The 25,053-nt window shown below is 65.0% G+C and carries 26 protein-coding genes; 12 read left to right on the forward strand and 14 right to left on the reverse strand.

The genetic code is table 11. From position 1 onward, the window contains the following. Positions 1 to 131: 131 nt before the first annotated feature. Complete coding sequence (locus N511_RS0110255; RefSeq protein ID WP_027679209.1) at positions 132 to 1,709, forward strand: polyamine aminopropyltransferase; 1,578 nt, start codon at positions 132 to 134, stop codon at positions 1,707 to 1,709. After that, positions 1,709 to 3,331 carry an NAD(P)/FAD-dependent oxidoreductase gene (locus tag N511_RS0110260; protein ID WP_027679210.1) on the forward strand — a complete coding sequence of 541 codons (1,623 nt, stop codon included), beginning with the start codon at positions 1,709 to 1,711 and terminating at the stop codon, positions 3,329 to 3,331. The genes N511_RS0110255 and N511_RS0110260 overlap by 1 nt, the downstream gene beginning before the upstream one ends. 18 nt (positions 3,332 to 3,349) lie before the next feature. On the opposite strand, the gene N511_RS0110265 is transcribed toward N511_RS0110260, so the two are convergent. Together N511_RS0110265 and N511_RS0110270 are read right to left on the reverse strand one after the other, a co-directional pair. Continuing rightward, positions 3,350 to 3,622 (reverse strand): hypothetical protein, encoded by a 273-nt coding sequence (locus N511_RS0110265; RefSeq protein WP_027679211.1) that lies wholly within the window; start codon positions 3,620 to 3,622, stop codon positions 3,350 to 3,352. 419 nt (positions 3,623 to 4,041) lie between these two features. Next, a complete protein-coding gene (locus tag N511_RS0110270; protein WP_027679212.1) occupies positions 4,042 to 4,746 on the reverse strand; it encodes a dienelactone hydrolase family protein in 705 nt (234 codons plus the stop codon). Positions 4,747 to 4,927: 181 nt separating this feature from the next. Here N511_RS0110270 and N511_RS0110275 point away from each other — a divergent pair, with 181 nt between their 5' ends. Then, positions 4,928 to 5,290, forward strand: coding sequence for a DUF1304 domain-containing protein (locus N511_RS0110275; protein ID WP_027679213.1), 363 nt, complete (start codon positions 4,928 to 4,930; stop codon positions 5,288 to 5,290). A gap of 17 nt (positions 5,291 to 5,307) precedes the next feature. Here N511_RS0110275 and N511_RS0110280 read toward each other — a convergent pair whose 3' ends face one another. The 8 genes from N511_RS0110280 to pdxR form a co-directional block, all read right to left on the reverse strand. Next, positions 5,308 to 5,862, reverse strand: a complete 555-nt coding sequence (locus tag N511_RS0110280) for a hypothetical protein (protein ID WP_027679214.1) — start codon at positions 5,860 to 5,862, stop codon at positions 5,308 to 5,310. A gap of 83 nt (positions 5,863 to 5,945) precedes the next feature. Then, the gene (locus N511_RS0110285) at positions 5,946 to 6,731 is read right to left on the reverse strand and encodes a hypothetical protein (RefSeq protein ID WP_027679215.1); all 786 of its coding nucleotides are present in this window, start codon (positions 6,729 to 6,731) and stop codon (positions 5,946 to 5,948) included. Between the two features lie 124 nt (positions 6,732 to 6,855). After that, positions 6,856 to 7,746, reverse strand: a complete 891-nt coding sequence (locus tag N511_RS0110290) for an NmrA family NAD(P)-binding protein (RefSeq protein WP_027679216.1) — start codon at positions 7,744 to 7,746, stop codon at positions 6,856 to 6,858. A 95-nt stretch (positions 7,747 to 7,841) separates the two neighbouring features. Then, positions 7,842 to 8,741 carry an AraC family transcriptional regulator gene (locus tag N511_RS0110295; protein WP_037026588.1) on the reverse strand — a complete coding sequence of 300 codons (900 nt, stop codon included), beginning with the start codon at positions 8,739 to 8,741 and terminating at the stop codon, positions 7,842 to 7,844. 100 nt (positions 8,742 to 8,841) lie between these two features. Next, positions 8,842 to 10,005 carry an alkane 1-monooxygenase gene (locus N511_RS0110300; protein WP_027679218.1) on the reverse strand — a complete coding sequence of 388 codons (1,164 nt, stop codon included), beginning with the start codon at positions 10,003 to 10,005 and terminating at the stop codon, positions 8,842 to 8,844. A gap of 302 nt (positions 10,006 to 10,307) precedes the next feature. After that, a complete protein-coding gene (locus N511_RS0110305; protein ID WP_027679219.1) occupies positions 10,308 to 11,120 on the reverse strand; it encodes an alpha/beta fold hydrolase in 813 nt (270 codons plus the stop codon). Between the two features lie 7 nt (positions 11,121 to 11,127). Further along, complete coding sequence (locus N511_RS0110310; RefSeq protein ID WP_027679220.1) at positions 11,128 to 12,228, reverse strand: branched-chain amino acid aminotransferase; 1,101 nt, start codon at positions 12,226 to 12,228, stop codon at positions 11,128 to 11,130. Positions 12,229 to 12,385: 157 nt separating this feature from the next. After that, on the reverse strand, positions 12,386 to 13,939 hold the full coding sequence (pdxR, locus tag N511_RS24015; RefSeq protein WP_051530886.1) for a MocR-like pyridoxine biosynthesis transcription factor PdxR: 1,554 nt from the start codon (positions 13,937 to 13,939) through the stop codon (positions 12,386 to 12,388). Positions 13,940 to 14,080: 141 nt separating this feature from the next. On the opposite strand from pdxR, the gene N511_RS0110320 reads away from it, so the two are divergent. Together N511_RS0110320 and N511_RS0110325 are read left to right on the forward strand one after the other, a co-directional pair. After that, positions 14,081 to 14,833: an SDR family oxidoreductase gene (locus tag N511_RS0110320; RefSeq protein WP_027679221.1), complete on the forward strand. Its 753-nt coding sequence runs from the start codon at positions 14,081 to 14,083 to the stop codon at positions 14,831 to 14,833. A gap of 19 nt (positions 14,834 to 14,852) precedes the next feature. Beyond that, complete coding sequence (locus N511_RS0110325; RefSeq protein ID WP_027679222.1) at positions 14,853 to 15,257, forward strand: cupin domain-containing protein; 405 nt, start codon at positions 14,853 to 14,855, stop codon at positions 15,255 to 15,257. 43 nt (positions 15,258 to 15,300) lie between these two features. Here N511_RS0110325 and N511_RS0110330 read toward each other — a convergent pair whose 3' ends face one another. Then, the gene (locus N511_RS0110330; protein ID WP_027679223.1) at positions 15,301 to 15,795 is read right to left on the reverse strand and encodes a hypothetical protein; all 495 of its coding nucleotides are present in this window, start codon (positions 15,793 to 15,795) and stop codon (positions 15,301 to 15,303) included. A 237-nt stretch (positions 15,796 to 16,032) separates the two neighbouring features. Between N511_RS0110330 and N511_RS0110335 the strand changes: the two genes are divergently transcribed. The 3 genes from N511_RS0110335 (at position 16,033) to N511_RS0110345 (ending at position 18,347) form a co-directional block, all read left to right on the forward strand. Further along, complete coding sequence (locus N511_RS0110335) at positions 16,033 to 16,464, forward strand: hypothetical protein (protein ID WP_027679224.1); 432 nt, start codon at positions 16,033 to 16,035, stop codon at positions 16,462 to 16,464. A gap of 192 nt (positions 16,465 to 16,656) precedes the next feature. Beyond that, positions 16,657 to 17,223 carry a TetR/AcrR family transcriptional regulator gene (locus N511_RS24020; protein WP_037026589.1) on the forward strand — a complete coding sequence of 189 codons (567 nt, stop codon included), beginning with the start codon at positions 16,657 to 16,659 and terminating at the stop codon, positions 17,221 to 17,223. A gap of 68 nt (positions 17,224 to 17,291) precedes the next feature. Then, on the forward strand, positions 17,292 to 18,347 hold the full coding sequence (locus tag N511_RS0110345) for a helix-turn-helix domain-containing protein (protein ID WP_027679225.1): 1,056 nt from the start codon (positions 17,292 to 17,294) through the stop codon (positions 18,345 to 18,347). Positions 18,348 to 18,374: 27 nt separating this feature from the next. Here the strand turns inward: N511_RS0110345 and mdtD are convergent, their stop codons facing one another. Then, entirely contained in the window at positions 18,375 to 19,793 is a 1,419-nt protein-coding gene (gene mdtD, locus N511_RS0110350; RefSeq protein ID WP_037026591.1) for a multidrug transporter subunit MdtD, read from the reverse strand. A 125-nt stretch (positions 19,794 to 19,918) separates the two neighbouring features. Between mdtD and N511_RS0110355 the strand changes: the two genes are divergently transcribed. Next, positions 19,919 to 20,776, forward strand: coding sequence for a LysR family transcriptional regulator (locus tag N511_RS0110355; protein WP_027679227.1), 858 nt, complete (start codon positions 19,919 to 19,921; stop codon positions 20,774 to 20,776). 13 nt (positions 20,777 to 20,789) lie between these two features. Here the strand turns inward: N511_RS0110355 and N511_RS0110360 are convergent, their stop codons facing one another. Then, complete coding sequence (locus tag N511_RS0110360) at positions 20,790 to 21,971, reverse strand: GGDEF domain-containing protein (protein WP_027679228.1); 1,182 nt, start codon at positions 21,969 to 21,971, stop codon at positions 20,790 to 20,792. 271 nt (positions 21,972 to 22,242) lie between these two features. Here N511_RS0110360 and N511_RS0110365 point away from each other — a divergent pair, with 271 nt between their 5' ends. Continuing rightward, positions 22,243 to 22,896 (forward strand): glutathione S-transferase family protein, encoded by a 654-nt coding sequence (locus tag N511_RS0110365; RefSeq protein WP_027679229.1) that lies wholly within the window; start codon positions 22,243 to 22,245, stop codon positions 22,894 to 22,896. Positions 22,897 to 22,902: 6 nt separating this feature from the next. Here the strand turns inward: N511_RS0110365 and N511_RS0110370 are convergent, their stop codons facing one another. Further along, positions 22,903 to 23,826 (reverse strand): recombination-associated protein RdgC, encoded by a 924-nt coding sequence (locus N511_RS0110370; protein ID WP_027679230.1) that lies wholly within the window; start codon positions 23,824 to 23,826, stop codon positions 22,903 to 22,905. A 189-nt stretch (positions 23,827 to 24,015) separates the two neighbouring features. Here N511_RS0110370 and N511_RS0110375 point away from each other — a divergent pair, with 189 nt between their 5' ends. Beyond that, positions 24,016 to 24,441: a lipocalin-like domain-containing protein gene (locus tag N511_RS0110375; protein ID WP_027679231.1), complete on the forward strand. Its 426-nt coding sequence runs from the start codon at positions 24,016 to 24,018 to the stop codon at positions 24,439 to 24,441. Between the two features lie 37 nt (positions 24,442 to 24,478). Then, entirely contained in the window at positions 24,479 to 25,048 is a 570-nt protein-coding gene (locus N511_RS0110380) for a YdeI/OmpD-associated family protein (RefSeq protein WP_027679232.1), read from the forward strand. Positions 25,049 to 25,053: the final 5 nt, after the last annotated feature.

Here is a 25,053-nt window from a genome sequence, read left to right on the forward strand (position 1 = left end):
TGCGCCGCTTGCGTACCCCCCGATGCGGCCACGCAGTTGCCGGCTCGCCGGGAGGGAAAAAAGGCGGCACAATCGCGCTCGCCTTGGCATCCGCCCTTTGTTAACGCCCCTTCATTTTCCACCTTCGCAGCATGTCGACGCCGCAGCCTGACGCCACATACGAACCCACGCAGCCTGCCGGCCGCGGCAATGCCCTGCTGGTCCTCGCCGTCTTCGTGGTGGCCTCGTGCGGGCTGGCGTACGAATTGATTGCCGGGGCATTGGCTTCGTACCTGCTGGGCGATTCCATCCTGCAGTTCTCTTCCATCATCGGCGCCTATCTGTTTGCCATGGGCATCGGCTCATGGCTCTCGCGCTACGTGGCGGACGAAGCGCTGCTCGCCCGCTTTGTCGATCTGGAATTGCTGGTGGGACTGTTTGGCGGCGTGTCTGCGGCGGCACTGTTTGCGTTATTTGCGTTGGAATCGGCGCCGTTCCGGCTGGTGCTGTACGCGCTGGTGACGGTGATCGGCGTGCTGGTCGGCATGGAGATCCCGCTGGTGATGCGCATGCTGCATCGCCGTCAGGCCAAGTTTTCCGATCTCGTCAGCCGCGTGCTGACGTTCGATTACCTTGGCGCGCTGGCGGTGTCGCTGTTGTTTCCGCTGGTACTGGCGCCGCGCCTGGGGCTGGTGCGTACCGGCTTCCTGTTCGGCCTGTTCAATACGGCGATTGCGGTCTGGACGCTATGGCACTTCCGCACCGAGCTAGCGCTCACGGCACGTATGCGCACGGCGATGGCGTGGCGCGCCGGCGCGGTAGCGGCAGCATTGCTTGCGGGCTTTGGCGCATCGGACAAGCTCACGCATTGGTCGGAGCGCGCGCTTTTTGGCGACGAGATCATCCACGCGATTTCCTCGCCGTATCAGCGGCTGGTGGTGACGCGCTGGAAGGACGACCTGCGCCTGTACATCAACGGCAACCTGCAGTTTTCTTCGCGCGACGAATACCGCTATCACGAGGCGCTGGCGCTGCCCGCGCTGGAATCGGTGCGCGGTGCGCGGCGCGTGCTGGTGCTGGGCGGTGGTGACGGCCTCGCCCTGCGGCAGATCCTGAAATACCCGCAAATCGAGCACGTCACCCTGGTCGACCTAGACCCGCGCATGACGAACCTGTTCTCGCACGCGGAAGCGCTGGTCGCGCTCAATCAGCATGCGTTCAGCGACCCGCGTGTCACGGTGGTCAACGCCGATGCGGCGCAATGGATGCAGACTGCCACCGACATGTTCGACGTGGCCATCGTCGATTTTCCGGACCCGTCCAACTTCAGCATCGGCAAGCTGTATTCGGTGCCGTTCTACCGGTTGCTGTCGCGCCATGTGGCGGATACGGGCCTGGTCGTCATTCAAGCGACGTCGCCCTATTTCGCGCCGCGTTCGTACTGGTGTGTGGATGCGACGCTGAAGGAAGCCGGCTATCGCACGTGGCCCTATCACGCGCTGGTGCCGTCGTTTGGCGAATGGGGCTTCATCCTGGCCGCACCGGGCCGCGCGGATTTCAAACCGCCCATGTCGTACCGCGTGCCGACGCGCTTCCTGGACGCCGACACCACGCACCAGATGTTCAGCTTCGCGCCCGACATGCCGCGCCCGCAGGTAGAACCGAACCGGCTGAACAACCAATCGCTGGTGCGGTATTTCGAAGAAGACTGGCACGGCGTGCTGCGCTGATGGCAACGCGACGCAGCTTTCTTGTGGGTGCAGCTGCGGCCGGTGTGGCTGCGGCCGGTGCCGCTTCGTGGGCAGGCTTTCGCGCCTTTACCGAAATCACGCCCAACGTGCGCATGCCGGGCCAGGCTGCGGGCCATCGGCTGCGCGACCTGCGCGCGCTGCCGACACCATCGGAAACGCGGCGCGTGGGCGTTGCCATTTGCGGCAGCGGCATCGGCGGATTGAGCTGTGCGTGGCGACTCGCAAAAAGCGGCCGGCGCGACGCAGTGGTCGTAGAAGGCCCGGAGCGCTATGGCAATGCCGCTGGCGGCGCGTTCGGTACGCAGCGCTTCCCGACGGGTGCGCATTACCTGCCGCTGCCGTCGATGGAATCGACGCACGTGCGCGAGATGCTGGCCGACTTTGGCGTGATCGAGCGCGACCCGTTTGCCCTGCGCCCGACGTACGACGAACGCGTGCTCGTTCACGCGCCCGATGAACGCTTGTGGCTCGGCAATCGCTGGCAAGACGGCTTTGTGCCGCATGAAGGCATTACCGAGGCGGAACGCGCCGAGCACACACGGTTCTTCGCCCACATCGACCGGCTGCGCCAGACCACCGGCGCCGACGGCCGCCGCGTCTTTGCCGTGCCGACGGCGCTCTCGTCCGCAGACCCGGCGTGGCGCGCGCTAGACGCACTCACCTTCCGCGACTGGCTGCACCGCGAGGGCTACCGCGCCGCCACGCTGCACTGGTATGCCGACTACTGCTGCCGCGACGATTACGGCGTCACCGCCGATCACGTTTCCGCCTGGGCCGGCATTGCCTATTTCGCCAGCCGAGGCGGCATGGCCAGCAATGCCGAACAAGGCACCGTGCTCACGTGGCCAGAGGGCCTGGACTGGATGGCGGAGCGGCTGTTCGAAGCCGCCGGCCTGAATAAACCCGGCCGCCTGCTGCCGGGCAGCGCCGCGCGCATCGGCACCACAACCGAGGCGGGCGCCCGCGTCTTCGCCGATGTGCTGCAAGCGGATGGCCGCGTCGTTCGGCTGCTGGCCGATCACGTGGTCAGCGCGATGCCGCTGCACGTTGCCAAACACATCGTCGACGGCTTTGACGTGCCCGACGCCGAGCTGCCCGAAACCGCGCCGTGGCTGCTCGCCAACCTGCTCATCGACGGCTTTCCGCCCGAACACGACGACACGCCGCTGGCGTGGGACAACGTGGTGTATCGCGGTACGGGGTTGGGTTATGTGGTGGCCAATCACCAGGACATCCGTGTTGGGCCGCCCGCGCAGAGCGTGTTCACCGCCTACGTGGCGCTGTCGGACATGACGCCAAAGGCGGCACGTGAATGGCTGCTGAAGGCATCGCCGCAAACGCTGCTCGATCGCGCGCTGGCCGATCTGGATACCGTGTACGGCATCCGCCTGCGCACGCAGATCCGCCGCGCCGACCTGACGCTACGCGGCCATGCGATGGCGATTCCCACACCCGGTTTTCTCTCCCGACCGGGCATTGCGCGCTTGCGTGAAAGCGCCGGGCCGATCCACTACGCGCATGCGGACCTGTCCGGCTATTCGGTTTTTGAAGAAGCGGCGTGGTGGGGGGATCGTGCGGCGCGGCGCATTCTGGGCGGCTGATTGCGCTGCCGCTGGCCTCTAAGGCAGCCGCTCGACCTCGGCCATCAGTTCCCACGTGGCCGGATCGATATCGCTGCGCTCCAGTGCCAGCGACACGTATGCGCCGATCATGTCGACAAACCCCCGCGCAAATGCGGGCGGATAGGCGCTGCCGGTGTACTCCATCAGTTGCTGCCGCAAGAGACGTGGCCGATGCTGCCCGAACTCGAGCACGTAGGCCTGCGTTCGGCAGAGGAAGGCTCGCGCTTCCAGCGCACCATCAAGGTAGACGCGGCGTTTGGTGAGTGTCATGGGCGGCTCCCGGCTCGCAACGGAACGGGACACTGCCGAGGTGGAGAAGGAAAAGACGCGGGGCGACGCCCGCTGAATACAACAGTCATGGAGCCGCCTACGGATTGCAAAAGGCCCGACTAGTCGCTGCTAAACGAGGGTGGCGGGCCCGACGACAGGGTTAGCAGACCGGCCCGTAGGACGCCGGCGACCCGAAGGTCCCCTGCCCGGCCCGCCAAAGTACAAGCGTGCGCGAGCACGGACGTAAAAAGCCGCACAAGGCGGCCGTCCGGCCATACGGTAAGAATAGGCTGCTAAACCCAGCTGCCGTTGGTGCGGCAGCGCCGTGAATTATAGCGGCGGCAACAGCGCAGCCCACATGCGAAATTGCAGCATTTCGTGATCGCGCCGTACCGCCAAACCCGCCGTCCTGTGTGGGCTTACCAGAGCGTGCGGCCGAAGAACGTCAGCGCGCGGTCCCAGGCGTGTTGCGCCCACACCGGGTCGTATTGCGTGATGGCGATGCGGTTTTCGCCCACGGCCGTTTCATTGGCGAATGCGTGATGCGCGAGATAACGATGGAAGTCGACATCGACGCCGGCATCGACGAGCTTCTTTTCCAACGCATCGACCCCTTCGATCTTGAAGGCGGTGTCCTGCGTGCCCCAGTGGCCCTGCACCGGCACCTTGATCTTCGAGGCGTCGATGTATTCGAGCGGAGGATAGCCGTACCACACCACGCCGGCGTCCGCCTCCGGCACGTTGCTCAGCGTCAGGAGCGTCAGCGCGCCGCCCATGCAGTAGCCCGTCACGCCGACGCGGGCGCAGGTCTGCTTGAGGTATTGCACGGCGCCGCGCACATCCTGCGTGGCAGCGTCGCCAAAGTTGAGGTTGGTCATCAGGTGGTGTGCTTCTTCCTCTTCCACCGTCATGGTGCCGCGATAGAGATCAGGCACCAGCGCCACGTAACCCGCGCGCGCGAGGCGGTCGGCCACGCCGCGAATCTGGTCGTTCAGGCCCCACCACTCCTGGATGACGACGATGCCCGGGGCGCCCTCCGCCTTGGCCGGCTTGGCCAGATAGCCCTGGAGTTCCTGCCCATCCGGGCGCTTGAACGTAATCATGGATCCTTGCGATGCTGTCATGCGATGGCTCCTCTGCCTGGAACGAAAGCGCACAGGATAGTCCTCGCCGATGAAATTTGCAGCCGACGCTCGCGGGCAAAGGGGATTGCGCGCCGCTGCCGCGCTGATACCCCACCATCCGGGTGCAGGCACGCGGCACAAAATCTCTATCATGGCGGCACGTTCACTTTTGATGACCGCCATGATCAAAACCCTCGCCCTGCTCGTCTATCTGCTCGTGCTGCTGATCCACGTCTACATCGTCGTACTCGAGATGGTGCTGTGGAAGACGCGCGGCCCCAAGGTCTTCCGCATCACGCCCGAGAAAGCGGCCGAAACCGCCGCCATGGCGTCCAACCAAGGTTTGTACAACGGTTTTCTGGTGGCGGCGCTGGTCATTGGGCTGGTCGCGCCGGACCCGGCCATCAACGCTGCGTTTGCGCTGTTCGGGTTGATCTGCGTGGCGGTGGCCGGCATCTGGGGCGCCATCACGGTCAACAAACGGATTCTCTTCGTGCAGACGGTGCCCGCGGTGGCGGCATTGGCGCTCGGGTGGTTCGCTTAAAGAACTGGGCGATCCGCCTACGGTTTAAGCGGTGATGCGGGCGTTTCTGCGCCGCCCGGCACGACCGCGCCGCGGCGAAACAACGCATACGGCACACCGCGCTCCGGATGTGCCGTTGTCTCGTCGATGAAGCGTTCCACGTCGGGCACCTCGCGCAGCGCGGTCATGAACGGCGCCAACGTGTAGCCCGGCGCTACGCAGCCCTGCACGAGCATCCAGCGCTGCCATATCGTCACCCACAGCGTGGTGTTCTGCTTCCATCCCGGCACGTGGATGGACATCCATTGCAGGCGCCGCTTGGCCGTCTCGGCAATCTCGTCGTCGTAAGAAAACGCGTTGGGCAAGCGGCAGCGGCCTTCGACCCAGCAGTGGTTGCCGTGCTCGATGCGATGGTGCGAATCGCGTTTCCACTCGGCTTCGCTGATGCGCGGACCGGCAGGCTCAGGGCAGTTGGCAACACCGGAGGAAATCTGGAAGAACGGGTCGTGACCGCGGTTCTGGAGGTCGTCGTCTGCGTGGGCGGCGGGCGCCGCCAGCAGCAGGGCCACAACAAGACAGCGCAGAGCAATCATTACGGCGGCCTCCTCGCCCGCACACGGCGTCGGCTTGAGCAATGCTGCCAAGCATAGGCGGTGGGCGGCTCAGCGGCCAGCGATCAACTCAGCGGAATCTCGAAAATCCACTTCAGCGTCCAGCGGTCTGAGGCGCGTGTCAGGCCCCGGCCGATGCCAACGTTAAAGACGAAAGGCTTGCGGTCCACGTCGAACGCCAGAAATACCGTGTGCTGCTGCTCATGCAATGGCGCGATGTGGTTGATGGGGCCCAGCCCGGCGTAATACTCCGTGCCGGCGCGCACGCCTGCCGCAACCGTACGCGCAATCTTGAAACTGGGCGCGGCCTCCGGCACACCGCTGCGCCCATCCCCCGAAAGGTTCCAATCGAGCACCGGGTTGACCGCCCAAAGCCAGCGGTCGTTCTGATACCCATAGATCGGTCGAAGTTCTACAGCGTTTTGGGATGCCTCAAAGCGGCCCGCCACGTGGGCGAGTTCGACGTTGATGCCTGCAAAGTTGCCCACGCCGTCAACCGGCCGCACCGGCATCCATTTCACCCGCACCTTCGGGCCTGTCACGTAGAACGTGTTTTCGCGTGTGAGCGTGGTCGGCACGTAGAGCCCCAGCTCCAGCGAGGGCGTCAGGCCATAGGAGAATTCCGCCGTGGCGCGCCAGCCGTGCGGTGTCGTGATTTCGCCTGGATAGCCGGGCGCGCCGATGCCGCTGGGCGTGGTATTGACATGCAGCTCCAGCCCGAACTCGCCCGGCGCGTTGATATCCCCGGTATAGACCTGAATCTCGTCTGGCAACACCGCGTGCGCCGGCAGCGCACACGCCGAGAACAGAACCGCTGTTCCAATCACGCGCGCAACGTGTGCAACCACCATGATGACCTCCAGAGCAATCTCGAGATCATAGTGAGGCGGTCGCGTGCCGTGCGGAATAACCGGGCGCCGCAGATAAAAATCCGCATAAGAGGCATTCGCATTTGCAGGTAAGGGCTGCGGGCCGCTACCTTGACTTCACATGCGCCGCGAGCATCGACGCACACACATCGTGCAGCTCGGTCTTGCCGAAACGCTGCTCTGAAACACCTTTCTCGACATCGATCTGTCCGGCATTCACCGCGTCGTACAACTCGGTGATGAGCTGCACGTGGTTCGGGCTCAGACCGGCGCGTTGCAGCATCGGCGCCCACGCGGTGCGCGGTACGGCTTCGGCAACAATGTCGCGGCCGACAACGGCGCTGAATGCGCCTGCCACATCGATCAGGCTGACGCGGCGCGGGCCTTCCACGCTGACGATACGGGGCGTCTTTGTCGACGGCGCCTCCAGCAACAACTCGGCCGCCAGCGCACCGACGTCCTGCGTGGCGACGGTCGCGAAGGCGCGATCAAGCGGTTGATGCAGGCTTGGCAGCCGCCCGGTTGCGAGCATGACGGGCAGCATCGCCGCCCAGTTCTGCATGTGCTCGGCTGAACGCAGCAGCGTCAGGTGCGTCGCAAGGGGCTTCAGCCGCGCTTCCAGCAGATGAAACAGCCGCGTCAGACCCGTGCCCTCGTCCAGCTCCGCGCCGTAATCCGACAAGGCCAGCACAGCGGGCGGCGGGTCGGCACGCAGCGCGTGGGCGGCCACGTCAATCATGCGCTCCATGGTCGAGGCCGGCTCGATGTCGCCCACCGGCACAGGACACAGAATCTGCACGGCCGCGGCACCCTTGATGGCCGAGGCAACCGAGGCGGGATCCGTCAGATCGGCAGTCGCCATTTCACAGCCGATCTTGGCCAGCGCCTCGCCTTGCCGCGCGCGGCGCACGACCGCCCGCACAGGCCGCCCTGCATTGCGCAGCGCAACGGCGGTCGCGTGCCCAACCTTGCCCGATGCCCCAAAGATGACAAACATGTTCGTGCTCCTCTCAAGTGGGAGGCACGAGCTTAGGGCGCCACCGCAAACCCGACTTGCAGGAACGGAGGAATTTGGCAGATTCGGTGGATGGACTACGCGGCAGGCGTGTCGGCAGCGACGGCCGACGCCTTGCCGGCTCGGATGACCTCACGTGGCGTCGCGCCGAGCAGCCGCTGCATCCACTGCGTCAGATGGCTCTGGTGCGCAAAGCCGACTTCAAGCGCGATCTGCGACGCACTGCGGTGGCCTTCCAGCAGCAGTGCTTTCGCGCGCTCCACCCGGCGCTGCACGACGTAGCGATGCGCCGGCACGCCCAGCGTTGCACGAAACAGCGCGTTGAAATGCGGCACGCTCAAGCCGGCTTGCGCAGCCAGCTCGGTCAGCGTCAGGCGCGCATGCAGATGGGCTTCGATGTAGTCGATCACGCGCGTGGCCACGCGGGGCGCCAACGTGCCGGCGCTGTGGGCCATCCCGCCAGCCACGTCCCGGCTGCTGCTCAGCAGACGAACGACCAAAGCCGTGCACAGGCTTTCTGCATACAACGCGTTGGAGGTGTCTTCCGCCTCCAGCTCGGCCCCAAGCGCAGCGGCAAGATGATGCACGCGCGCATCGCGCCAGTGCAGACGTGGCGTGATGTCGGCCCGCACGCCGACCTGTTCGCCGATGCTGCGTACAAACGTGTCGCTGAGGGCGATGCGCAGAAACCGACAGTCGGCGTCGTCTGTCCACATGCCTGGCACGCCGGCGGGAATGACGTCCGCATCGCCATGCGCCTGGATGCGCGAAGTGCGGCGGCCGTCGCATACGCAATTCGCCCGCACGGGTGGGCCGACATGCACGCTGATCCGGTGATGCGCCATGGCGGGCACTCGGTACGTCCCGGGACGGATGCTGAGCAGCGTGGCGGCAAAGCCGTCCCAGCCGAGCCCTTCGCTGGAGCGCAGGCTGACGGGGGCGGGTTCAAGCAAGGCGGCGGGCGTGATGGCGTTCATGGCAGGCGTGGGCAGTCTTCGCTTCGACATTCTGCGCCAACGCCGTCGCATCGGCTGGCGACGGCTCGCCAGCCGCGACACACCTCAGGCCGGTTGGGAATCAAGCGCGCGCGGGATACTGCGCGAGCACCTTGTCGCGGATCGACGGCTTGATGTTCGCCAGCGACATGTTGCCGTTGTAGTGCGCCACCACGCGCGGGTTCATCACGCGGAACCACAGCGGCGGCACATAGGCGATCAGGATCATCGCGGCATAGCCGGCTGGCAGTTGCGGCGAATGCTCGAAGTGCCGCAGCGCCTGGAATGACCGCGTCGGGTTGGCGTGGTGATCGGCATGCCGCTGCAGTTGATACAGGAACAGGTTCGTCACCACGTGGTTGCTGTTCCACGAATGCTGCGGCGTGCATCGCTCGTAGCGGCCGCTGGGCAATTGCTGGCGGCACAGGCCGTAGTGCTCCAGGTAGTTCACCACCTCCAGCAGCGATGCGCCGTAGATGGCCTGGATGATCAGGAACGGCACCGCCTTGGGCCCGACAAACGCGATGCACACGCCCCACAGCACCACCGTCATCGCCCAGGCGTTGAGCACATCGTTACGCCAGGACCACACCGAGTGGCCGTGCTGCTCCAGCCGACGCTTCTCCAATGCCCACGCCGATTTGACGCTGCCCACCACCGTACGCGGCAGAAATTCCCAGAACGACTCGCCATAGCGCGCGCTTGCCGGATCGGCCGGCGTGGCCACGCGCACGTGGTGGCCGCGGTTGTGCTCGACGAAGAAGTGTCCATACGCCACGGGCGCGAGCGTGATCTTGGCCAGCCAGCGCTCGAAGCCGTCGGTCTTGTGGCCAAGCTCATGGGCGGTATTGATCGAGATGCCCGTCACCACGCCCACCGAAAACGCGAACGCAATGTAGTCGTACCAGACGAGGTCATACGTGCGCAGCACCCACATCGCCACCGCAAAGCTCACGTAGAGCACGGTGGTCGCGAGGTAGACGATGCGGCGGTAGTAACGCTGTTTTTCCAGCGTGGGGACGACGTCTTCGGGCGGGTTGTCGCGGTCGTCGCCGATCAGGAAATCCAGCAGCGGGATGATCGTGAACACGATGAACGGCCCCGCCCACCAGAGCGGATGCCAACCGGTCGCGAGCGCCGAGACGGCCGCGACGATGGGCAGCGTGATGGTCAGCGCGCCGAGCATCCAGAGATAGCGCTTGCCGTCGGTCCATTCCACGGACGCGACCATGCCGGGTGTTGCCATGTGTCTTCCTCCTGTTTTGCCCCGCTGGGTGGCTTGGCTTGTCTACGCACATGCGTGCGCCGCCGGGGTCGTGCCCGACATCTGCGTTATAGGCGCAGCAGGAGAAGAGACCAACGCCGGAAACTAGGCGCGAAACTCCAAACAAAAGGGCCGCCGGGCAGCCCTCTGAAGGCGGGAAAAAAGCAGGTGATTGAAACGAACGATTTAAAAACGGTCGTTCGATTTTGGTGCGACGCACCTGAACGGAGGCTCGGTGCGAATGCCGATGCCGTGTACTTCGGCCATCTTGCGAACGCCCAGGATCAGGCGGAGGCGCTCAGGAAGGCGTTGACCGCGGCGAGCACCGCCGCTTCCTGCTCCCGATGCGGCACATGCCCGCAACGCTGCACCAGCTTGAGCGTGGCGGGCGCGCCAGCCAGCGTGACGATGCGCTCCGGCTGCGCGGTGGAGCCGTATTCGTCTTCGGTGCCATGCAGCGCCAGCACCGGGCTGCGCACGGCAAGCAGCGCATCGTCCAGGCACCACTGCGCAAATGCCGGAGACAGCCACGTGTTCACCCACGCATCCAGCACCCATTGCGCCTTGCTGCCGTGGTACCGCTCGAGCCGGCCCATCTGGCCGGGCTCTGCAAACTGCGCCTGGGCGATACGGATGCCTTGGCGCGTTTGCTCTTCCACAAACGCCTGCGCCGACTCGGTGATCAAGCCCGCGCAGCGGCCCGGATACGCTGCGGCAATCGACACCGCCATGCCGCCGCCGACGCTGTGGCCGAAGACGATGAAGCGGTCCACGCCGAGCTGGTCCGTCAGCGCGGCAAAGCCACCGTACGCTTCCTGCTGAATGAAGCCCGGATCCAACTGCCCCGGATATGCGTCGGATTGGCCAAAGCCGAGCCGGTCATAGGCGATGACTGCATGCCCGGTCGACTGCGCCAGACGCTGCGGAAAATCACGCCACAGCGCCACGCAGCCGAGCGAATCGTGCAGCAGCACGATGGGCGGTTTGGCGGCATCGTCGACCGGGCCGCCCCATTGCCGGGCATAAAGCCGGCCATCGGGCGTGGTGATCCAGGCTTCGGTCCCGTCAACGGACGGCGCGGAAAGCGATTCGGCCATCCGCGGCTCAGAACAGGCGGTCGAGCCAGCCGTGCGGGTCCGGTGCGCGGCCGTTCTGCAAGTCCACCAGCGCCGCCTTCAGCTTGCTCGTCAACTCGCCAGCCTTGCCATCGCCGATGGTGAAGTTGTGCTTGTGGCCCTTGACCTTGCCGATGGGCGTGACGACCGCTGCGGTGCCGCAGGCAAAGGCTTCACGCAGGCGGCCGCTTTGCGCGTCGGCCTGCCATTGGTCGATGGAGTACGGCTCTTCGCGCACGGTGAGGCCCATGCCGCGCGCCAGCGTGATCAGCGAATCGCGCGTGATGCCCGGCAGGATCGTGCCGGTGAGCGGCGGCGTCTGCAGCGAGCCATCGTCGAAGACGAAGAACACGTTCATGCCGCCCAACTCTTCAATCCACTTGCGCTCCACCGCGTCGAGGAAGACGACCTGGTCGCAGCCCTCGCGTGTGGCTTCGGCCTGGGCGACCAGGCTGGCAGCATAGTTGCCGCCGCACTTGGCATCGCCCGTGCCGCCGGGGGCCGCGCGCGTGTAGTTGTCCGACACCCAGATGGTGACGCCCGACGACGCATCGCCCTTGAAGTACGCGCCCACCGGGCACGCGATCACGCAGAACAGGTATTCGGCCGAAGGCTTCACGCCCAGGACGACTTCGGTGGCGATCATGAACGGGCGCAGGTACAGCGCCGAGCCCTGGCCCGACGGAATCCAGTCGCGGTCCAGCTTGACCAGCTCGCGCACGGCCTGCAGGAAGAGGTCTTCGGGCAGCGCGGGCATCGCCAGGCGCTTGGCCGAGTTCTGGAACCGGCGCGCATTGGCTTCCGGGCGGAACAGCGCACCGCCGCCGTCCGGCAGGCGATAGGCCTTCATGCCTTCGAAAATTTCCTGCGCGTAGTGCAGCACCAGCGTGGACGGATCGCACTGGATCGGGCCATGCGCGCCGATTTTGGCGTCGTGCCAGCCCTTGCCCTCGGTGTAACGGATGGTGGCCATGTGATCCGTGAATACGCGGCCGAAAGCGGGGTTTTCCAGCAGGCGCGCGCGCTCTTCCGCCGGAACAGGGTTCGGGCGCTTCTCGATCGAAATGGCCGATTCGACAACGTTGTTCATACCGTCTCCATGAGTGCAAGGGGGCGCAAAAACGCCCAAACCGCTATTTTGCGCCAACGGCGATGCAATTTGGTTGCGTATTCACGCACATACGGTATTGCCGGCGGCGGAAAAACGAGGCGCCCGACTTGCGCGCGGGCACCTCCAGCACCGTCGCTCAACGGCCGGGACGCCGCTTGGCCGAGTCAGAACCCGCTGCGCCTGGCGAGGCGTCCAGACAGGCCCGCAGTGCTCGCGCGAGGCGCCCGGCGTCCTTCGCGTCAGCCACGTTGGCAAACCCCATGACCAAGCCGCGCGGCGTGTGCCGCAAACGCGCACTGGCGTACCACCACGACAGCGCACCAACGGCAAGGCCCGCGTCGCGAGCGCGCATGGCAACAGCAACGTCGTCGACCGGGCCATCGGGACCGACGGTGAAGCGCACTGGAAACTGGATGCCGCCGTGGGGCATGTCGACGATCATCCGGTCGCCAAACGCCTGCTTCAACGCATCGGCAATCAGCGTGCGCCGTTCGCCGTACAGCGTCCGCATGCGCTTGATGTGCCTGGCGAAATGCCCCTGCTCGATGAAATCGGCCAGGGCGGCCTGTAACAACGCCGGCGATCCGGCATTCATGCTGCCGGCCACGCGCTCGACGCGTTCAACGGCGCGCTCGGGCACCACGGCGTAGGCCAGCCGCAAGCCGGGAAACATCACCTTGCTGAACGTGCCGCAGTAGATCACGCGGTCACTCTTGTCGAGGCTCTTGAGTGCCGGCAAGGGGCGACCGACATAGCGGAATTCGCTGTCGTAGTCGTCTTCGATGATCCAGCGCGATGCCTTCTCGGCCCAGTCCAGCAACGCCATGCGCCGCGCAAGCGACAGCGTGTAGCCGAGCGGCGCCTGATGCGAGGGCGTGACCAGCGCAAAGCGCGCCTGCGGGTCAAGCTCCATGCCGCGCGCGACATCGATGCCGTCTTCATCCACCGGCACCGGAACGAGCTGCACGCCTGTTTCCGACAGGAAGCCGCGCGCAAGCAGGTAGCCAGGGTCTTCAAACCACATGCGGTCGTTCGGGCTCGCCAGGCTGCGCAAGACAAGCTCAAGGGTTGCGCGGTAGCCGCTGGTCACGAACACCTGTTCCGGCAAGCACGTGACGCCGCGCGACAGGCCGAGATACGTGGCGATGTGTTCGCGCAGCGCCGGATAGCCCATGGGATTCGGGTAGGCAAGCATCGCGCGGTCGCCGCTACGCGCACGGCGTGACACCAGTCGGTTCCAGAGCTTGCGCGGAAACACGTCGAGCGCGGGCAGCCCCGGTTGCAGCGGCCTGGGCTCGCCGCTCATGTCGACGGCAATGGGGAGTTCGCGCCGCATCGGCTGGCAGCCCCGCGGGGCGCTCCCCGCCGTCGGCGCGCCCTGCCGGTCTTGCCGGCCTGGCCCACGTTGCGCGCGCGTTGCCGCTTCCGGCAGCGACGGCGACACGAACGTCCCCGCCGCCCCACGCATGAGCAGATACCCCTCGTCCACGAGGATCGTGTAAGCCAGCTCCACCGTGCCCCGCGCGGTATTCAACTGCATGGCAAGGCCGCGTAGCGCGGGCACGCGATCGCCAGGGCGCAAGTGCCCCGCCGCGATGGCGGTACGAAATCGTTCGCAGATCTGCAGATAGATCGGCACCGGTTTCTGTCGATCGATCTCGATGCTCAGGGCGGGCGTTTTTACGGTCATGGCAATCTTTCCGGCAACTGAACTTGGCCTAGTCGAATCGATATTTCTTGGCCCTTACTCCTGGGGCATGATTCTTCCACACTGTCTCCATCCAAGCGCTATGCGCATTTACATTCATCCACGTCCTCAGGAGACTCTGTCATGAAGATCGTCGTTATCGGTGGTTCGGGCCTGGTCGGCTCGCGTCTTGTCAAGCGGCTTGCGGAAGCCGGCCATACGGCGGTTGCCGCCTCCCCGCGCACTGGCGTCAACACCATCACAGGCGAGGGCCTGAGCAACGCCCTGGTCGACGCAGACGTGGTCGTGGACGTCACCAACCCGCCGTCATGGGAGCCGCAGGCGGTGCTCGATTTTTTCCGCACCTCCGCTCGCAACCTTGGCAAGGCGGAAGTGGCCGCCGGCGTGCGCCACCACGTGACACTGTCGATTGTCGGCACCGACCGCATGCCCGAAAACCCGTACTTCGTCGCCAAGGTCGCGCAAGAAGAAGCGGTGGAAGCGTCCGGCGTGCCGTACACCATCGTGCGTGCCACGCAGTTCATGGAGTTCATCGGCGGCATTGCGGATCTCAGCACCAACGACGGCACGGTACGCATCGGCGACGGTCTGTTCCAGCCGATTGCCGTGGACGACGTCGTGGCCATCCTCGCGGAGGTGGTTCTGGGCGCCCCGCTGAACGGCACCATCGACATTGCCGGCCCCGACCGCGCACCGTTTGCGGAAACCGTCACGCGCTATCTGAAGTCGGTCGGCGACGCACGCCCCGTCGTGAAAGACCGGAACGCGCGATACGTCGGCGGGCAGGTCGAGGAACTGTCGCTCGTGCCACTCGGCGAGGCACGCATCGGCCGAATCGGTTTCCAGCAATGGCTGGCCCGGAATCACGCGGAGTAACGCCATGCCGTTCCAAGCCATGAAAACCGTCGTGTCGTGTGCGGCAACGTTGATGCTGCCGCTTCTGCTGGCTGCGGCGCCGGCGATGGCCGCACCGCAAGCGAGCGTCACGCCGTTGCGCACCGATACGCTGCCCGAATACCCGGGCAAGGAAGTGGAGATGATCGTGGTGGACTACCCGCCGGGCGCGGTCGACCCCGTGCATCGCCACGACGCCCACGCGTTTGTCTACGTGCTGGAGGGCAGCATCGTCATGGGCGTCATGGGCGGCAAGGAGGTCACCCTCAAGCCGGGCGATACGTTCCATGAAGGCCCCAACGACATCCATACCGTGGGCCGCAACGCCAGCGCGACGCAGCCGGCCAAGTTCGTGGTGGTGCTCATCAAGAACAAGGGCGCGCCGATCTTGACGCCTGTGAAGTAACGGGAAGCGTATGTGCGCGGGCCCCGGCCACACCGGCGCCCCGCTACGCGGCCCGCAGCAGGAACTGCAGCCGTGTCAGGAAATCCTCGAAACTGGCCCGGTCTTCAAAGAGCCGTTCCGAGACCTGCGTTTTGGCATCGCCGCTGTCAATGGTCAGGATGCGGGACGATTTCACGGTCTGCATTGTCATGCCGGCGATGTCGCGCAACGGCACAACGGTTTTCTCCGACGTGGAATACCGCACCGGAATGGCGATGTCGCTGGACGAAAGCGTGATGCACCGCTCCTTCGCGAGCGCAAGCCGCATGCTGGCGAACCCCAGCGCCACAAAGCCCAGCAAGACCAAGGCGATCAACCACCAGAAAACCCCTGCGCCGTCCAGATCAGGGGCGATCAGGCCATCGAGGACCCAGCCCGCGCCATTGTCCACGGCAAGATAGCCGGCAAACACCGCGCAGAAGAGGAAGAACCCCGTGCCGAGCAATGCGCTTTCGAAGGTGGGCCGGTAGCGGTAGTCGATCGTTCTCTGCGGGTTCACGCTGCGCCTCCTGTGCAGTGCTTGCCAAATGATACAGATTGGTATCTTTTGGCGTCAATCGCACGGCCCCTCCGCACCTGCGCTCGTGCCGTCAGGACTGCCGGGGGCCTGAGGACCGGGCATCACCCCTGCGTGATATGAAGCCCTATGGTACGGTTGTCGGAATGAACACCATGACCCGCCATCCCCTGCTGGTGCACGGCGGCACAGCGGTGCCGCCAGGGAGCGTCACGCACCATGAGTGATGCGAAACACGATCCGCGCCGCCAGATCCACGCCGAGAAAGTCGCCGTCAGCCGCGCCTTGCGGCTCAGCGTGCCCGCGGAGGCACGGCCCGCGCCGGTGAACCGAAAAGACTGGCTCCGGCAACGCAAGGAACAACTGCAGGCCGCCCGCGTGGCCGCCAAACAGCGACGTGATCTGCTCAAGGCGGAAATCCTCTCGGCCGCCCAGGAAATCGCCCGCGAAGAGCGCGTGGCTGCACGGCTGGAAGCGGAACGCATCAAGGCGGAAAGCAAATCGGCCAGCGTGCATGCCAAGGAAGATGCACGTGCGGCTGCCAAATTCGAGCGCAGCAAGCCCGCCCGCTCCGCGTCAAAGCGCAAGACGCTGGGACCAGGAAAACGCAAATTGGTCTCTTACGCCGATCTCTTGCGCATGCGCGGATAAGTTGCCCGCCCTTCTGCTACGGCCAGATACCAACATCACGCCGTACGCCAGCGACAAACCTCCACCCGATATAGACGGAATTCCACCTGATTGCCCGCCAGCGCGAATTACGATGCGCCGAGAGATATCGCGTCTGGACGACGATGCAGGTCCAGGCCTCACGCATGGCGTTCCACGATGGCAAGCACAGGTATGGAGCAGGAGAGCCGCAACCGGCTCATTCGCAGGGCAACGCAACTCTTTTCGGAAAGAGGCTTTCACGTTGTCAGTATCGGCCAGATTGTTGGCGCGTCTGACGACTTGCGCAGTGCCATGCAGCGCAACTTCCGCAGCAAAGAGGAACTCGTGCAGGCCGTGCTGGAACAGCGTTACGACGACATCCTGGGCAGCATCGCACAACGTCTGAAGGCAGTGCCTAATCCGGTCAGCAAGCTCGAGGCAATTTTCGGCTGGTACGGCGATTGGTTTCGTACGCCGGAGTTCTCAGGGTGCCTGTTCGAGCGGGCATTGTCGGAATTCGGTGTCGACGCCGCTGGCATCTCCGATGTGTCGATCCGCTACCGGAGCACGCTGCAGAATCAGATGGCGGACCTGCTGCGCGCGTTGATTCCGCACGCACGCGCCACGCGGCTGGCGGCCACATACATGATGCTCTTGCATGGTGCGACCACGGCGGCGCGTGCCCATGGAGCGCCGGAGGTGGCGCATCATGCATGGCAATCCGCGCACGCGCTGCTCAATGAGGCCAAGCGCGATTGAACAGCAGCGATTGTCAGCGTCTACGCGTTCAGCGATGATCTTCCGCATACCGGGAAAAATTCGTCGCCATGGCCTCGCTGGATGCTGTCCCCGTCTTTCAATTTGCTACCGCAGACTACCCCGAGCGGGACCGCTTTCATCTGTGGGTGAAAGACAACCTCTGCGACTGCAAATTCGAGGATGACGGTTACGGCGCGTTCAACGCCGAAGCCACGGGCGCTGCACTGGGCCCCCTCGTCATCTCCGGGCGGCGCTGGCCGAAACGCCCCAAGCCGCTCGCCTACCTTGTCCACCGTAACCCGCGCCGCATTCGGCTGGATGGCCAGGATTCGTTCCGCTTCACGCTGCTGCTCGGCGGGCGCGTTACGTGCCGCGCCATGGGGCCGGATTCGGTCAAGAAGGCCGGCGATCTGTTCTTTTACGATGTCGCGCAGATCAACGATTGCATGGTCGAAGCCGGCGACGTGATCAGCGTTGTCGTACCCCGGCATCTTCTGCCGAGTCACGCTGCGCTGCTGCATGATCGCGTGCTGACCAGCGGTATCGCCCGGCTCCTGGGCGATCACCTGCTTTCGCTGTTTCGCAACCTCTCCACACTGCGCGAGCAGGACGTCGCCAGCGTTGTGCAGTCGACGCTGCTGCTGATGGCGGCGGCCGTTTCACCGACCGTCGAGGCGGTCCGCGCCGCGCACACGCCGATCAGCACCGCGTTGATTGAACGGATTCGACAGTACATCGATGCGCATCTGCTGGAGCCCGACCTGACGCCCGAGCGCATCTGCCGCGACGTTGGCCTGTCGCGTGCCAAGCTCTACCAGCTGTTTGAAGAAGACGGCGGAATCATGCGGCAGATTCGCCGCCGAAAACTGCGCCATGCCTATCACGTGCTCAGCGATCCGCAGCGTCAGCATGTCCGCATTGCCGAGGTGGCCTGGGCGCACGGCTTCTCAGACGAAAAGTACTTTTATCGCCTGTTCAAGGCCGAGTTCGGCCATACCCCCAAAGACACGCTGGAGCAGCGTCGCGGCCCGGTGTTTCTGCCGTATGGCGACGCCGCAAATGCACCATCGGATGCAGGCAGCCTTCCGGGGTGGACGCTGCCGTTCGGGGTGCTCAACAACTGATTGGCATCGGCGTGAAGCGTGCAGGGATCAGCGCGCCTGCACAGCTTCGGCCTCTACGTTCTTGGCACGCGCCGGCTTGGACTTGGCATCGAGCTTGCGGAAAATCAGCGCAGAAAACGCAGTCACCACGCCCATGGTGAAGAAGGCCAGCCGATACGCCGGCGCTGCCACGCCAAGCTTGACCGAGAACAGGCTGACAAGCCCGCCACCAATCGATACGCCCAGGCCGATGGCGAGCATCTGCACCATCGAAAACAAGCTGTTGCCGCTGCCGGCATCCTGATGCGACAAGCCTTTGAGCGTGATGCTGTTCATGGCCGCGAACTGCATCGAATTCGCCCACCCGAACACCGACAGTTGCACGATCGACAGCGCCAGCGGCCAGCCCGGCGACATGGCCGCAAACGAGGCAATCGAGATGCCAACCACCCACGTGTTGACCTGCAGGAACACGTCATATCCGAAACGGTTCACAAGGGGAACGACCCAGCGCTTGGCGAGCATGCCGGCAATGGCAATCGGCAATAGCAGCAACCCCGAATGGAGCGGCGAGTAGCCAAGCTGCAACTGGAACAGCAGCGGCAGCAGGAAGGGCACGGCGCCCGAGCCGATGCGGCAGAACAGGTTGCCGACGAGCCCAACGCTGAAGTTCGGTTCGCGAAACAGCGCAAGCTGGAACAGCGGCGCCGCACGCCGCTTCGCGTGCGGAATATAGAGCAGCGCGCTCACCACGCTCACGGCGATCAGCACCGCGCTCCACGGGCTCTGCGCGCCGTTTTCGAGCGCCAGCGAGAACGCCACCATGCACAGCGACAGCAGCCCGCAGCCAAGCCAGTCGAATGGCGCCACGGCGCGCACGGCATCGTGCGGCAGATAGCGCCGTACCGCGAACAACCCTACGAAACCCACCGGCACGTTGATCAGGAAAATCCAGTGCCACGAGACATCCTGTACAAGCCAGCCGCCCAGGGCCGGCCCCAGGAGTGGCCCCACCTGCCCCGCTACCGACACGAAGGCCAATGCCGCGATGTACTGCTCGCCCGGAATATTGCGCAACACGGCCAGCCGGCCGATCGGCAACAGCATCGAACCACCAATCCCCTGCAGCACGCGTGCGATCACCAGTTGGGGCAGCGTATGGGCCGTCGCGCAGAACACCGAGCCGAGAACAAAAATCAGGATCGCGGTGAAATACACGCGCCGCGTGCCGAACTTGTCCGCCAGCCATCCTGATGCCGGCGTCAGCATCGCCATGGTGAGCGTGTAAGCCACCACCACCGATTTCAGGTCGAGCGGCTTTTCGCCGAGGCTGCGCGCCATCGACGGCAACGCGGTATTGACGATGGTTGTGTCCAGCGCCTGCATGAAAAAGCCGGCGAAGACGATCCACAGCATGGCGTTTTGCGAAGCGCTCTGTGGGGCGGCGGGAGTGGGGACGGTCTGCATGTGAATCCTGGAATGCCTGTCCGGAAGGCGCCGGACATCCACCCGCAATGCTACCGATGGCGAGCCAATCGGGAACCCCTCTAGAGACGTTGACTGTTATCGAAATCTCCGATGACAATGCGCGCATGCTCAATCCCGTCTGGATCCAAACCTTCGCCACCGTGGCCGCGGCCCATAGCTTTACGGAGGCCGGGCGGCAGCTCGACCTGTCGCAATCGTCGGTCAGCGATCACATCCGCCGGCTGGAACACAGCGTGAACCGGCGCCTGTTTGTGCGCGACACGCATTCGGTGTCGCTCACACCCGACGGCGAGGCGCTGCTGGTCCACGCGAAGTTGATCCTCGAATCCCTGGCCCGCGCCGAGCTGCAGTTCAGCGCGCCCCGATTGCAGGGCCGTGTCCGGCTCGGTTCGTCGGAAGACCTCGCGCAGGGGCCGCTGCCCAATCTGCTGGCAGCGTTTCGGGCGACGCATCCGGATGTCGAACTCGAGATCACGATGGGCATGACCAGCAAGCTGTACGAGGGTATCGAAGACGGCTCGCTCGACCTGATTGTCGGCAAGCGCCGTGAAGGCGGGCGACGCGGTGTGCCGCTGTTCCGCGGGCAGCTCGAATGGCTGGCCCGGCCCGGCACCGTGGTCGACGTGAGTCAGCCGCTGCCGCTGATCCTCGTCAACGAGCCGAGCGTGACGCGCTCGATCGTGCTGGACACGCTGGCCGCGACGGGGTGGCTGTGGCGCATCGTCTGCACCAGCAGCAGTCATTCCGGATGTATTGCCGCAGCGCGCGGCGGGTTGGGGATTACCGTCCGTGCGCAGAACCTGGCGGGCGGCGGGCTAGTGCCGCCGGTCAACGGCGACGTCTTACCGCCGCTGCCGGCCATCGAATTCATCACGTTGTCGGCACGGCGCCTGAGCAAGCCTGCAGAGACGCTCTTGCAGCTCATCCGCAAGAGCGACCTGCGCGCCGGGCGGGCGGACTGAGCAACGCTCAACGTTACGACAACACGGCCTCGTCAACCTGGCCCGCCGCCTGCGCGACCTCAAGCCGATTGCCGCCCAGCGATTTGGCGCGATACAGCGCCTTGTCCGCCGCCGCCAGGGCATCCGCGAGCGACGGCATGGCCGCGTCAAACTGCGCCATGCCGATGCTGACCGTCGCCAGGATTCCAGCGCCGTCGCTGCGGCGTTGAACCGCCTCGGCAAAGCACCGGGCCACGGCCTCGCCGCGCGCCCTGGCGTGGCACGCATCGTCGCCGGACAGCAGCGCTGCGAATTCCTCACCGCCGATGCGCGCGAGCATCACGTCGGGGCCGAGCACGTGTTGCGCGATCTCGGCAAACACCTTGAGGACGGTATCGCCGGCCTGATGCCCGTAGCGATCGTTGATGGCCTTGAAACGGTCGAGGTCGAACACAAGCGTGGCGACCGGGCGGCTGCCCATGCCTTCGATCAGCCGCGCGCCCTGCTCGAAGAACCAGCGGCGATTGCCAAGGCGGGTCAAATAGTCCGTCTGGGATTCGGTCAGGAGCTGGCCGTGGGCCTCGTCGCGAATGAGCTTCAGCAGCGTCATCGGCAAGACCATCGCGTACAGGACGCCCTCGATCATCGTCAACTTGCTGGCCGCCGCCTGCATGGCAGGCCCATAGGCTGAGACGAGCCACGGCAGCGCTAGCGCACGCGCAAGGTAGAGCACCGCATGCAGGGTCGTCACCGCCACGACAAGCTGGCGCGGGCGCAGCGGTTTCATCGCGTCGCATCGCCACATTTCGCGGGCCGTCATCGCGCTGACCAACGCGATCGGAATGGCGCTGACGTGGTTCCAGAGCACGTCTTGCCACTGCGCGCCCCACACCACCCAGACCAGGGCCATGCCGATCAGCACGCCCGCAGCGGCACCGCGATGCTGCCGCCCGCTCAGCGCCGCAACGCCGGACAGCACCAGCAAATAGCCGCACAGCATGATGAGGTTGCAGAGTGCAGCGCCCGTCGCACCCGGCAGCGCGTGGCGGAACAGCACTGCCGTACAGCCGAACGCAAGCGTCGTAAACCCGGCGGCCAGAAGGCGCAACGCCTTGCTGCGCCGGGGGTTGGTCCGATGCTCCCAGAACAGCATTCCCGCGCTGGCGAGCAGAATTCCGACAGCAAGGAGATAAAGGGTCAGGAGATCGACGTACATCCGGATATCAAAACTGGGCGCCGGGCATGGCAGCGCGCGTTCCGGATTTTACGTGGGAAAGCCGCTGTGCATCGGCCGCTGCAGCCCCCTCCCTAGGGGGTGATCGCGCTACCATGCGCCTTCCTGGTGCGCACCGCGGCAAGGTGTTCCTGACTGCCTGTGGCAGCGGCGGCAGTGTTGCTGCACGCGCACCCCGGACTCCAAACCAACGCAGGGGCCAGGGCTGCCACGGCTTTCGCAGGCGGCGCCAGGCACGCACCGGAGCGCATGCATGATCCCCACCATTACTGCCTTTGAACGCTCGCCCGATGGCGGCAAAGGACTGGCGCGCGACACACGCGTTCGCTGGGCCCTGGAAGAGGCGGGCCAGCCCTACGACGTGCGGCTGGTTTCGTTCCAGGCGATGAAAGGCCCCGCGCATCTGCGCCTGCATCCGTTCGGCCAGATTCCCACCTACGAGGAAGGCGACCTGGCCCTGTTCGAAACAGGCGCCATCGTCTTCCACATTGCCGAGCGGCATGCGGGTCTGCTACCGCTCGACAGCCATGCCAAGGCGCGGGCAATCACGTGGATGTTTGCGGCGCTCAACACCATCGAACCGCCGATTCTCGAACTCGCCACCGCCAAGCTCCAGGAAGGCGACAAACCCTGGGCCCCCGAACGCCTGCCGTTGATCATGGACCGCATCCGCGGCCGGCTCGATCAACTCTCAGCACGCCTGGGCGATGCGGATTGGCTCGATGGCGCATTCAGCGCGGGGGACTTGCTGATGGTGTCCGTACTGCTCCGGCTGAGGCCATCGGGGCTTCTGGACGAATTCCCGAGCCTCGCCGCCTATGTCGCACGCGGCGAAGCCAGGCCCGCTTATCGGCGCGCTTTTGAGGCGCAACTGGCGGTGTTCGCCGGACAACCGCCAGCCGGCTGACGAAACTCAGGCCGCCTTGGCCTGTTGCATGGCGTCGAGCTGATCGCCGCCCAGGCTGGCGACGAGGTCGCTCAGCATCCGCGCCAGTTCGCCGGTCATGAGCGCGACATCGGAGTCGAAGCGCTCGTCGTCGTTCTGCGCGGTGGGGTCTTCGGCTTCCTTGATCACGTCGAGCGGCGTCACACGCTTGATGAGGAGCGACGGCGTCAACACGAACGAGACCCGGTCGTCCCACGTCATGGCGAGGCGCATGCACTGCTTGCCCGCCTCGATGTGCCGGCGCATGTCTTCTGCTTCGAGCGCGTGGCCAACGTATCGCACCGTGGCGCCGCCCTCGCCCGTCGAGCGCAACTCGGCGTCCTGGTCGACGGTGAAGCCCCCGGGCGCCTCACCGGAGAGCAGCCACTCCGTCATGGCGGCCACCGGCGAATGCGCGACGTGCACATTGGTGAGCGGCAACTGATCGATCGACTTCACGAGCAGGCCGCGCACGTCGTCGGCCACCGCCTGCGAAGCCGCATCGATCACGAGCCAGCCGTTTGCCGTATCGATCCACACCCGCGTATCGCGGCGAATGCTGAAGGCGCGCGGCAACAGTTCGTCGGTCACCTGCTCCTTGAGTTCGCGCAGCTGCTTGCGGCCGGGCTTGAACCCCTGCTGTTCCTCCAGCTCCAGCGCCCGGGCCTTCGTCACCTGGTTGATGACGGACGCCGGCAGCAGCTTCTTTTCGGCGCGGAACACCAGCAGCATCTGCCCGTTGTTCGAATAGACGAGCGCGCCGTCTTCGCGCGGCGAAGCCCAGCCGGAGGTCTGTTTCTCTACGCTGTTGCCCGGTTGAAACGCGTGGGGTGCCAGCCACTTTTCAAGCTGGTCGGGGGTCACGGCCCAGGGCGCTGGCAGACGATGAAGCTGAAGGTTTTTGAACCACATGGCAGTACGGGCAAAGTCCGCGATTCTAAAGGATGGCGCGCCCCTCCCCCCGATGGTCGATCGCCGATGTCCGGCGCGGCGTGTGCGGCGCGTTCGGATGGCGCGGGTACTAATATGCAAATCCTGACGCTGGCAAAGCCGGAGTCAACCCCGGGGCGAGCTGTTCAACGGACGACGACAGGACACGATATGCCTGAACACGACACAAAGCTGCACGGCAGTTGGCGGTTGGTCTCTTTCGAGACCGAGCTTCAAGACACAAAGGAGCGCTCGCAGCCCTGGGGGCCGGATCCCAAGGGTTCACTGGTCTTTGGCGTTGATGGGCGCATGATGGTGCTTCTGACCGCAAAGGCGCGGGAGCCCGGCAATACGGACGAAAAACTGTTGGCGCTGTTCCGTACGGTGATGGCCTATACGGGGCGGTATCGCGTCGAGGGCGATCGGTTCATCACGAAGGTCGACGCGTCCTGGAATGAAGCCTGGACCGGCACGGAGCAGGAGCGGTTCTACACGCTGGACGGAGAGACACTCGAGGTCCGCACGGCATGGATGCCGAATCCGCTGATGTCCGGGCATCCGACGGGAAGAGGCGTACTCCGTTTCACGCGCGAGTAAGCAGGTCTACGAATTCGACGGCGGGTAATCTAGCGCGATGCACAATCCAACACTGACGTTCCGCAGCCAGCAAGCCTGGGAGGCTTGGCTCGAAGCCAACGGCGAGACGGCGGCCGGCGTCTGGCTCCGCATCGCAAAGCGATCGGCCGAAGACGCCACCGTGTCGTATGCAGAGGCCGTTGAGAGCGCCCTGTGCTACGGATGGATCGACGGGCAAAAGCAGGCAGAAAACGAGCACTACTGGCTGCAGCGGTTCACACCCCGAACCGCCAAAAGCATCTGGTCGAAGATCAACACCGCCAAGGCCGAAACGTTGATTGCCGCTGGAAGGATGCGCCCGGCGGGTCTTCGCGCCATCGATCTTGCCAAGCAAGACGGACGCTGGGAGGCTGCCTATTCGTCTCCCAGTGCATCCACGGTGCCCGATGATCTGCAGCAGGCTCTCGACGCCAACCCGAAGGCCAAGCGATTCTTCGCCACGCTAAACGGCCAGAACCGGTACGCGATTCTGTTCAGAATCCAGAACGTGAAAAAGGCCGAAACGCGCGCAAAGAAGATCGCTCAATTCGTCGATATGCTGAACAAAGGCGAGACGCTTCATCCCTAGCCTTG

Origin of the sequence: Ralstonia sp. UNC404CL21Col, from assembly GCF_000620465.1 — a bacterium.
GTDB classification, from domain to species: domain Bacteria; phylum Pseudomonadota; class Gammaproteobacteria; order Burkholderiales; family Burkholderiaceae; genus Ralstonia; species Ralstonia flatus.